This window comes from Longimicrobiales bacterium (assembly GCA_028823235.1).
Taxonomy (GTDB): domain Bacteria; phylum Gemmatimonadota; class Gemmatimonadetes; order Longimicrobiales; family Gaopeijiaceae; genus UBA2589.
On the sequence record JAPKBW010000006.1, the window covers coordinates 104,126 to 115,297 of the forward strand.

Genomic DNA, 11,172 nt, shown 5'->3' on the forward strand with positions numbered 1-11,172 from the left:
CGTAAGGGAGTAAGGAGTGCAGAGATCGTTGGAACTCGAATTGATCAGAAAGTGCAAGGCCGGACGGTCCCGGTTCTACGAACCTTTGGTGCGTGCCTATGAGCCAGCCGGCTTGCGCCTCGCTGTTGCCATGATGGGCAATACGGAGGACGCCAAGGACGCACTGCAACTGGCGTTCATTAAGACGTACGGCACGTTCCCGTGCTTCGATTTGCGCAAGCCATTCGGCCCCTGTTTTTTCCAGATCCTCCGCAATCAGTGCAGGGACATACTTCGGTCACGGAAGGCCAAGTCCAACATGGAGGCGATCGATGAGCGGCTCGAACAGCGATCCGCGAGTTCGGAGCGGGGGGCCGGACGAATACGTAAGCGGTCGGCTGCAAAAGCGCGTCTGTGGGCTACGCCAATGGCTCGACTCGCTACGCTACTCGCGGCCCTGCTGATGGTTGGATGCGCCAGCACGGGACTCCGGGGCTCCGGCGTGGACCGGGACTCGATCGAGGAAACGCTAAACACGGCGCCAATGGACCAACTCCACTTTGGAGTGCTGGCGGTTGATGCAGCCTCCGGTCGCGCCCTCTACAGCTACAACGCGCACAGAAAATTCATCCCTGCCTCGAATCAGAAGATTCTGGTCACGGCTGTGGCCCTGTCCCTGTTCGGACCGGACTATCGCTTTCGGACCGAGGTCCGGACACGCGGGTCGATCGACGGATCATTCCTCAACGGCGACTTGGTCTTCGTTGCATCGGGAGATCCATCGCTATCGGACCGGTACTGGTCCTCAGGCACGGCAGCGCTGGAGGCCCTGGCCGACAGCGTGAGGCGTGTCGGAATCACTCACGTGGCGGGCTCCGCCTGGGTGGATGTCTCGTCATGGGACTCGACCACCGTAGGTCCGACATGGGAGGTCGAGGACCTCAGGTACGGCTACGGATCGACCGGTGGAGCCTTCGCGATCGACGAAGGGGAGATCCAGGTCATCGTGGAAGGAGGTCCCTCCCCTGGGGAAACCGTAAAAGTGGAATGGACCCCGCTCGGGACGTCAGACTTCGTTCAATCCGAGCTCGTGACCTCCGCCCCGGGCAGTTCGACACGGGTGCGTCCTCACTATCTACCTGAAAGCCGCCGACTTGTGCTCAAGGGCAGGGTCGAGTCCGGTCGAACCGACACGCTTTCGTTCGCTCTTCGAGATCCTGTCCGGCAAGCGGCGACTGTCCTGTCCAACGCTGTGGACCGTGCCGGCATCGAAATTGAAGGTGGATTGAGCGTTCGATGGCCCGCTGACAACCCGACCGGAGCCCTCTGTTCAAGGACCCGGCCACACTCCTGCTCGAATAGCCAGGTCATTGCAATACTTGAGTCACCCCCGCTCTCGAAGCTTGCCTCAGGAATCCTCGGACCGAGTCAGAACTGGATGACGGAACAGCTGGTTCGCACCCTGGGTGCCCGGTACGGAGATGAGGGGAGTTGGGACGAAGGCATGAGTATCATTCGTGCATACCTCATCAATGAGATGGGAGTCGATCCGCTCGACGTCTCTGCACGAGATGGGTCAGGTCTGTCCTTCTACAACCTTGTCACCCCGCGCGCGCTGGTTCGCATCCTCCGGGAAATGCAGCAGGGCGGGTCTGCCGCCGAGTACCGGACGGCGATGGCGGAGCCCGGGGAGAAAGACTCGACACTCGAAAATCGCCTTCCGGAACTTGAGGGCCGGCTCTTCGCCAAAACCGGGACGATCTCTAATGTGAACTCCCTGTCCGGATATCTCGTACGGGATGACGGGCAGGAAGTAGTGTTCTCGATTCTGGCCAATGCCTCGGGAATGCCCGCTAGTCAAGTCCGTGTAGCGATCGACGAGATCGTTCGAGGGCTCGCCCGCTAATCAGCCGCAATCAGACAACGACGCCGTGACCACATGAGCGACTACGACTTCTCAGAACTCCCGTCCGATGACGAGCTCGGCGTCACGGACGAGGACCAAGAACAATATGCGCAGGAAGGCCCTCCTGCTCCTTCACTGGACGAACCGGCCCTCTACCCGGAGTCCCGCGCGGAGCGAAAGCATGCCAAGGATTCGGCCAAGGCGGGCATGAAAGCTTCCGCCGCCGTGGGTGCAGAAGGTCCTCGCCGCCGATGGCGCGGCCCAGCCACGCTGGTTGTGCTCCTAGCCTTGGGCTGGGTGTCGAGCTCGCGCACCGGGATCCCAAGCCCGGCACCGGCAAACGCCCCGGCCACCCAGTTCTCCTCAGCTCGCGCGATGGCGACGCTCGTCGAGCTCGCACGAGAGCCACACGCACCAGGGTCGCCAGAACACGTCCGGGTGCGTGGATTCATTGTCGAGCGCCTCCTAGAGCTGGGCTTGGCTCCGGAGATCCAGACGACGACCAGTGTCGCTCAACGCGGTGGGTACGCCCGCGCCGCGACCGTCCGAAACATCATCGCTCGCATACCGGGAACCGACCCGAGCGGAACCGTGCTGATCACTGCTCACTACGACAGCCGCGAGATCGCAGTTGGAGCCGCAGACGATGGATCCGGGGTCGTGACGATTCTCGAATCCGTGCGGGCCCTGCTCAAGGACGGCCCGCTCGAGAACGACATCGTCGTCCTTATCACTGACGCTGAAGAGCTGGGGCTTCTCGGGGCACGAGCCTTCGTCGCCGAGCACCCGCTCATGGCAGACGTCGACCTCGTCCTCTCGTTCGAGATGCGGGGTTCAGGCGGCCCGTCCATCATGTTTGAGACGAACGATGAGAACGGTTGGGTGGTCCGAGCGCTCAAGGAATTTGATCCAAGTCCAGCGACAAACTCGCTGTCGTACGAGGTCTACCGGCGAATGCCGAACGGCACGGACTACACGGCGTTCAAGAACGTCGGCGTCCAAGGCCTCAATTTCGCTGCAATCGACAACGCCCACGTGTACCACCAGGCCTACGACACTCCGGACAACCTGTCGGAGTCGACGCTGCAACATCACGGCCTTCATGCGCTCTCCGCTCTACAGTATTTCGGTCAGGCCGACCTGTCTGAGGTGAACGCTCCAAACGTGGTGTACTTCACCTTACCGGGCGCAGGACTGGTCATCTATCCGTCCGTTTGGGTGAATGGCATCTCGTTACTGTTGCTCATTCTCTTCGCGGCGTTCTTCTGGATGGCACGACGAAACGGCGCTCGGCTTCTCGGAGCCGCCGCAGGCCTTGGCATCGCAGTCACGGCCGCAACGGCAAGCTGGGTCGCTGCGACCGCGCTTCTCGACTGGCTGCCGACGATACACGACGAAATCGGTTCTCTCCCCGGATCGATCTACCACAGTGAAGGCTTGTATATCTTAGTGATAGCCTTCGCCGCATTCGCAGTCGTGACCGCGCTGACGGCAGCCACCCGTCGGTGGGTATCCCTAGTCGAACTCATGCTCGGCGCTTTCCTGGTACCGCTCGGCGCGGCGATCGCTCTGGGTGTGGTCGCGCCACTGGGCGCGATGAACGTCCAACTCCCCCTCGCGGCCGCCCTGTTGGCAGGCATCGCCATGACATCGCTGGGTTCACGGGCGGACAGCACGGTCGGATGGGTCGCCGGCCTGCTCCTCGCGGCTCCCGTGTTCTTCATCCTGCAGTGGGTTGTCGAAATCCTCTGGCTTGCGTTGACGCTCTCGCTGGGAGGAGTGATCGCGGTCGTGATCACGTTCGGAGTCCTGCTCTGCCTGCCGGCGCTCGAAGGTCTGCGCTACCCGAACAGCTGGTGGGCACCACTGTCCGCCGCGGCCCTTGCCGGAACCTGCCTTGGTATGGGGTGGCTGGGCGCCCGACCAAACGCAGAGCGTCCTTCACCGAGCACGCTCGTCTACGCGTACGAGCACGGAAGTGGCGCGGCGCTCTGGGCGACATCACCCACCGAGGAAGGGCGCGATCTGGCGGCGACTGCCTGGGCCGAATCGAGTGCCTCAGGGCCGTTCGATGAGAGTCGTGACTTGGAAGGATTCGGGTACCGATCCGGTGTCGTGCCGGTACGAACGGCGTCAGTCGTTTCGGCCGCACCACCGTCGGTCATGCTCGTCGGGGACTCAGTCATAGACGGCACGAGGCACGTCACGATGCGTGTGCGCTCCGAGATCGGCGCCGAGATGTTGGCTTTTCAGTTCAATGGCGGAACACGCGTGCACAGCATCAACGGCAAGCCACTGGATAACCCTGAGACCATCGTTGGAATGGATCACTGGGGTGAACCCGACGGCAGCGTCGCACTCGAGCTAACCCTGCCTCCGCTGGAGGCCATAGACGTCACGGTGATCGAGCACCTTCTCCGCCCGGAGGAATTACTGGGCGCGGAGCCATTCAAGCGACCAGACGGGCTGGCCCCGGACATCGTGTGGATGAGTGATCGAGCCATGTTTCGGTATTCCGTCGCAGCGTTTGTCGACCCCCGTCACGCCATCGTGCAGCCGGTGCAGATCGACTTGCCCGGGCCGGGCGATGGAGCTGCGGAACTCAAGGTGGACGAAGGCGACACGACCGACCGGGCTCGGAAAGGCTCCAGCTAACCCAACGCTACGCGATCTCGTTAGCCTCATTCCCTTCTGTGATCGCTCCGTTGAGGACCAGGAAAGGCAACGCTTTAGATGCGGCGAGCACGTGGCTGGTTCGCGTGAGGGCCCGACGTGGTCAGGCCCGCCGGTTAGGTTCACAGCAGGCCGACGCACCCACCACAATCAGGGCGTTCCGCCCTTGCCTCGTGGAGGCAGATTTAACGCCCGTTGCTCTTGGGGCGTCTAGTGCTTCAGTTAAGTTGAGTTCTACAAGTTAGCCAAGGATGAAAACGATGAAGGGCACCAATCCCCTCCTGCGCACCGTTGGCGTGGCTTCATTAGCCATCACTATAGTCGCATGTGACGATTCGACTGGAGTCGAAGGTCCCAACGAAGAAATGGTTCTCGACGCAGCAATCATTGCCGCCGACGCTACGGTCGAAGTGGTCAGAATGTGGAGCCAATCTCTCGGCTTCGGCCTCATGCCCACCTCGCCCGAGTATGACACCACGCCCGGTAACTTCGCCGCGGCAGGTCGCCCTGGCGGCCACGGGAGCTGGGCCGGTAAGTCTTCGGGGACCAGGGAGAAGACCTGCTTTGATGAGCTCAGAAAAGAACAGACGGAATGCGACCCCCTCACGACGGCCTCCATGCACATCGTTAGGGCCATAGCTGGAACTATTGATCGCGACAAATTCACTGCCGAGATCGCGCGTGAGCGGGACATGACCGTCACGGGCATGCTCGGTGAAGAGACGCACCGGACATGGGACGGGGTCGGCACGAGCCACACCTCCCGTGCGGGCGTGCTCGCGGACGGGTCCGAACGCTCACACGAATCAAGAGGAGCATTCACCTTCACGGAGGTCGTGACGCCGATCCCGGGCTCTGAGCCACGCTGGCCGGTTTCAGGGACGGTTACCCGCAATATGACGATGACTCGCACTAACGCCGACCGCACGAAAACCCGTGAAGTCGAAATCGTCATCACTTTCGATGGTACCTCGATCGCCTCGGCTGTTGTGAACGGGGAAGTCATGGAAATCGACTTGGCCGCTAAAAAAGGCCGGAGTCCATTGAAAAAACGTCACCAAGGCTAATAACGGCATTTAGTGAAAGAGCTGCACCGTCCCTTGGGCCTTATAGAAAAGACTGAGGTGTGGCTGGCTTAGGGCCTACCACTTCTCGGTCATCCCCCTAGATAAGCGACGCGACCTGCTGAGGGTGACGAATCTCCTCGGGTCCAAACTAGCGATGTCCCTGCAGTGTTTGGTCACCCGGGCAGTGGCACGAGGCGCAACCAGCGCCTTCCTGTCACCTCGAGGCCTGATCGATGCGCACGCGAAGGCCTTCGCGTGCGCTGCTGGGACGAGATCTCGCCACATGATCGACGCGTTCATCGATGTCGGAGTGGACGTGAACACCGTTTCGGTCTGGGTGCATGGGCCGTGCGCCGCGTTTCATCGTCTGGTGGACCGCGCGATCCCGGAAAGTGCGGAGCGGATAGCTCGCTCAGGTGGACTCACGAGAACGATCAGACCGAGATCCTGGAGGTGATCCTTCGTCGACGGCCTAGAGGAGGGTTGCGTCTCACCGCTTCGCAGAGCTTCTAGGTCCGGGAAAACAGCACTCAACTTCGCACTGGAGCAGAGGTTCGAGGAGATCGCTCAACTCTTGTCGTCAGCTTAGCGGACTTCTACCGTCATCCCTGTCTGCCGCTCGACCCGCGTCACGTCGAGCGATGCAGGCCCATCCATCTCACCTTCCGACTGATTCCATGACCCGACTGTCCCGTATTTTTGTCAGCGTGCTGATCATCGCCGTTCCGCTGCAAGCCTGCTCTTCACCCGCATCGGCGACGCCCCCAGCCCCAGCGATGAACGCAGCACTCCAGGAACGTCCAGAAGGAAGAGGCGGACCCGATGGCGGAGGCAAAGATGGCCCTGACGGCCCCGGAGAGTACTCCGAGGTCATCACCGAGGACGCGGTCACGCAGCCGGGCATGTTCGACGTCCACCACGTCGACGAAGACATCTTTTTCGAGATTCCAGACAGCGAATTCGGAAACGAGATGCTCCTCATACAACGGCCTCTCGAGTCGACGCTTCAGCAGCCCGGCTCGTTCTTCGGGGGCGGACCTCGGCTCATCGTGCAGTGGGAGCGGGATGGAAACTATATCATCCTGAGACAGAAAGAGTACGACCTGATTGCGAACGAGAGCGAGGCGATCTGGGGGCAGGTCGCACCGTTCCGAAAGGGTCCGGTCCTGCAGCGGTTCGACATCGAGGCCTTCGGCTCAGACAGCTCGGCCGTCGTCGACGTCTCCGACCTGTTCATCTCAAACATCCCCGAGTTCGGACCGATCGAGGGCCTCAACGCTGGCCGTAGCTGGGTCGAGGAGACCTGGTCGTTCGACGACGCGGTGAACGTTCGAGTTACTCAGAGTGGTCAGGCCCGGCCACCTACCGGTGTGAGCGGTGGGCGTGGGCGTGGGGGGCCTCCTCGCGCTACCTCTCAGACTGTTCGCCTTTTATTCAGCATGGCACGCCTCCCCGAGGAAGCCATGATGCCGCGATGGCACGATGACCGGGTGGGCTTCAACTCCAGTCGTTCCTGGGACTTTAGTCGACCCAACAACCGACTCGAGCAGGTGCGGTTCATTCACCGCTTCAACCTGGAGAAGCAGAACCCGGGCACCGAGGTATCGGACCCGGTCGAGCCAATCGTCTACTGGATTGATCCTGCGACGCCTGAGTGGATGCAGCCCTACATCGTGAAGGGCGTCGACGCCTGGCAGTCAGCCTTCGAAAAAGCGGGCTTCAGTAATGCGATCTTCGGCCGGATGGCACCCACCGCAGAAGAAGATCCCGATTTCTCAATCTTCGACGCACGCAATTCCGCCATCTATTGGTGGCCGTCGACCGTCGCAAACGCGACCGGTGGGCAGATCGTCGATCCCCGTTCTGGACAGATCCTGAAGGGTGAGGTCAACATGTTTCACAACATCATGGACCTTCAGAAGTACTGGTACTTCATCCAGGTCGGCCCACTTGATGAGCGCACACAGGAGTTGCCGCTACCGGACTCGCTGATGGGGCGTCTCGTTGAGTATGTAGTCACACATGAGATCGGCCACTCGATCGGGTTCCCTCACAACATGAAAGCCTCATCGCAGTATCCGGCAGACTCGATTCGTAGCGTGAGCTTCCTGGAGCGCATGGGAGGCAGCCACGTCGCGACCCTCATGGATTACTCGCGATTTAACTACGTAGCGCAGCCCGAAGACAACATCCCGCTCGAGTACCTGATTCCAAAGGTCGGCCCCTACGACGATTTCGCCGTGAACTGGGGCTACGCCGAGATCCTGGGGGCGCAAACACCCGATGATGAGCTCGCGACGCTCGACGGGTGGGCCCGTCAGCAGGACGACTTCCCCTGGCTTCGTTTCTCGACCCCGGACGCGGCCGGGAGTGACGCCGGAAACCTGACCGAGGCCGTCGGTGATGCCGACGCGGTGAAGTCCACCACGTATGGCATGCTCAACCTCGGGCGAGTCATGGACATGATGCTCGACGTGACAGAGACACCGGGACAAAGCTATTCAGAGCTCGAAGCGATGTACGGGCAGGCCGTTAGTCAGTGGGGACGATACATGAACCACGTGGCCGCCATCATCGGCAGTGCCGAGACGCAGGAGAAGTACGGCACCGGGGCACGCTTTGAACCGACGTCGAAGGCACGGCAGGAGGAGGCGATGGCCTACCTCGCGTCCACGGCTTTCGAGGTCCCAGGCATGTTTCTGGACGCGGGCATCCTCAGAAGGATTGAGCCATCCGGCGTTGTCGCCCGTTTCCGCACACAGCAAAGCCGCGTGGTGAATACCCTACTCAGTCAGGCACGTCTCGAACGTCTGATCGAGTTCGAGTCCCTGGATGGCGCCGCGGCCTACACCGTCGCCGACTTGATGGGCGACCTCCGACAAGGCGCATGGGGCGAACTGGATGACTCGTCGGTGCGGGTCAACACCTACCGCAGGAATGTGCAGCGCGCGTATCTCGAGGCGGTCGATAATCGCCTCAACCCGACTGAGGACGAACTGGGTCGAGCGAACAACCCGGCCCCCGCCCCGTGGTCTTCCGACATCCGGGCAGTGATGCGGGCCGAGCTGGCCGACCTCTCCGAAGCGGCAATGGACGCGCTGTCACGGGCGGCCAACGACATGACACGGATCCACCTGCGCGATGTGATCGCGGAGACCGAGAAGATTCTAGGCAGTGACTGATAGCCCCCGGAGACACCCATGCGTGATTTGACCCACACGACAGGAGGGCGAGGGGCCACAGCACGACCCCTCGCCATCGTGGCGCTCATAGTCCTCGCCGCGGCGGTCGGATTCGGGCCGGTCACTCCGGCCTTGGGGCAAACAATCCTCGTGAATACGGACAAGAGCGACCCCACGGCGAGACCTCTTAGTCACCCGGACTCAGGGACCGCGATCGCGGATCGTGTCGAGATCGCACGCACGGATCACGGCGTCCCGCATATCATGGCGGACGACCTGAAGTCGATGGGCTTCGCGATGGCCTGGGTGCAATCCGAGGACTACGGCGATCAAGTCGCAGTCGGAATGGTCCAGCGTCGTGGAGAGTATGCGTGGTTCGTCGGCCCCGACGCCGTGAGCGGAGACTTCACGGGCCGCATCATACATGCACGAGCCGAGGATACGTTCTCTCAACTCGACTCACGAGCGCAGGCAGTCTACGCGGGATTCGCGGAGGGGATCAACCACTTCGTCCGGCTGAACCCCGACCAGATGCCTTCATGGATGGTACCGAACTTCACCGCGGTCGATGCCCACGCGGCCGACGTACAGACGTGGAGCCGCGCAGACGCGGCGGCATTCACTCGTGCCGAGCTGCGGAGAAGAAGCCTCATCGCTCGCGAGGATGACGAGCCATCAGCCATTGAACTGCCGACCTCGTGGCGAAAGGCAGAGATCGACGCTGCAGCGGGCGCGGCAGTGGAATTCGAAATTGAAATGGATGGTTCGAATGCATGGGCACTCGATGGGAGTAGGATCGAATCGGGTCACGCGGTTCTTGTACGCAATCCGCACCTGTCCTGGGACGCCGGGTATTACGAAGCGCACGTTCGCGTGCCGGGGGTCATCGACTTCTACGGCGACTTCCGGATTGGAGGCGCCTTCGGAATCATCGGGGGCTTCAATGAGCACTTGGGGTGGGCGACGACGAACAACTCGCCACAGTACTCGCAAGTCTACTCGCTCAAGAAGAGCGCAACCCGACCGGACTATGTTCTGGTCGACGGACGAGAGGTTCCGATCGAATCGCGCGAGGTCCGTGTGGCCTACCGAAACGAGGACAGGACGGAAGGCTCGGCGTCAGAGTCGATCCGCTGGACACCCTGGGGTCCGATCGTCCTCGAGTTTGATGATGAAGTCTTCGTGTTAAAAGACCCGAGGGATGGGGAATTTCGAAGGGGCGAACAGTTCATGCGAATGATGCTCACGGAGAGCCTAGACGAGTGGCTGAACGTCATGACGACGCGCGCCCACCCGAGCTCGAACTTCACGTACGCAGACGCCGCCGGAAACATCGCGCTCTACTACAATGCCCGGATCCCCGCCCTGCCGCACGAGTCGACAGGCGACACCGCAGCAGTAGTCACATCAGAGGCAGACATGTGGAGTGAGCTGGCCCCGTGGGAGAGCCTTCCGCTCTACGTGAACCCGCCGGGCGGATACGTGCAGCAGGCCAATGACACGCCGGACTACATCAACCTGAACGTGCCGCTCGATCGAGATACCGTGGCTCCGAATTTGCCCGAGCCCCGATTGCGCCTTCGCAGTCAGCTGTCCTTGGACCTGATTCACAACGATCGGGTCATGACGCTGGAGGAAGTTGTCGAGCTGAAGCACTCTCCGCGGATGCTCGCCGCCGAGCGGATGCTCGACGATCTGCTCGACGCTCTCTCGGCTACTGAGCCCGACCCAGATCTGACAGAGGCCCGCCGTGTCCTCAGCGCATGGGACCGGACGGCTGCTGTGGACAGTCGAGGAGGGGTGCTCTTCAAACGCTGGATGACACACTACCTCGAAGTCACCGACACCCTGGTCTACCGGGAAGCGTGGAGCCCGGAGGCCCCAGCCAGTACACCGAGCGGTGTCGGTTCTCCGGGCCGCGCCGTAGCGGCGCTCAAAATGTCGACCGAAGAGCTACGTTCTGAGAACATTCCGCTCGACGTGCCCTGGGGACAGCTGCACCGTGTTGTGAGAGGGACCGTCGATGAGCCGGTGTCGGGATGTGAGGGCGGGTTAGGGTGCTTCCGCACCCTGTCCTTCGCGCCCACAGGAGATGGGCGCCTGGCGGCGAACCGCGGAGACGGATGGGTCTTTGCCGTCGAGTTCGGTGAGGTCCCTCGCGGGTACTCGGTGCTCGCCTACGGGCAGAGTCGCCTGGAGAACTCCCCGTACTTCGACGATCAGGCAGCCATGTTCGCACGAAGCGAAATGAAGCCGATACGCTGGACGGACGCGGACATCCGCACAGCTACGATTCGGCGTTATCGCCCTGGGCAGGAACGCACCGAGGGGACCACCGGAGGGAACCATGAGTGAACAGTCGATG

5 protein-coding genes are annotated in these 11,172 nt (G+C 61.7%); all 5 read left to right on the top strand.

Annotated features, from left to right (window positions below):
* The first annotated feature begins 16 nt into the window (after window positions 1–16).
* Window positions 17–1,885, top strand: coding sequence for a D-alanyl-D-alanine carboxypeptidase/D-alanyl-D-alanine-endopeptidase (dacB, locus tag OSA81_05165; GenBank protein ID MDE0898387.1), 1,869 nt, complete (start codon window positions 17–19; stop codon window positions 1,883–1,885).
* 33 nt (window positions 1,886–1,918) lie between these two features.
* Entirely contained in the window at window positions 1,919–4,540 is a 2,622-nt protein-coding gene (locus OSA81_05170; GenBank protein ID MDE0898388.1) for a M20/M25/M40 family metallo-hydrolase, read from the top strand.
* A 278-nt stretch (window positions 4,541–4,818) separates the two neighbouring features.
* Window positions 4,819–5,625 (top strand): hypothetical protein, encoded by an 807-nt coding sequence (locus OSA81_05175; GenBank protein MDE0898389.1) that lies wholly within the window; start codon window positions 4,819–4,821, stop codon window positions 5,623–5,625.
* 677 nt (window positions 5,626–6,302) lie between these two features.
* Window positions 6,303–8,807, top strand: coding sequence for a zinc-dependent metalloprotease (locus OSA81_05180; protein MDE0898390.1), 2,505 nt, complete (start codon window positions 6,303–6,305; stop codon window positions 8,805–8,807).
* An 18-nt stretch (window positions 8,808–8,825) separates the two neighbouring features.
* Window positions 8,826–11,162 (top strand): penicillin acylase family protein, encoded by a 2,337-nt coding sequence (locus OSA81_05185; protein ID MDE0898391.1) that lies wholly within the window; start codon window positions 8,826–8,828, stop codon window positions 11,160–11,162.
* Window positions 11,163–11,172 lie beyond the last annotated feature (10 nt).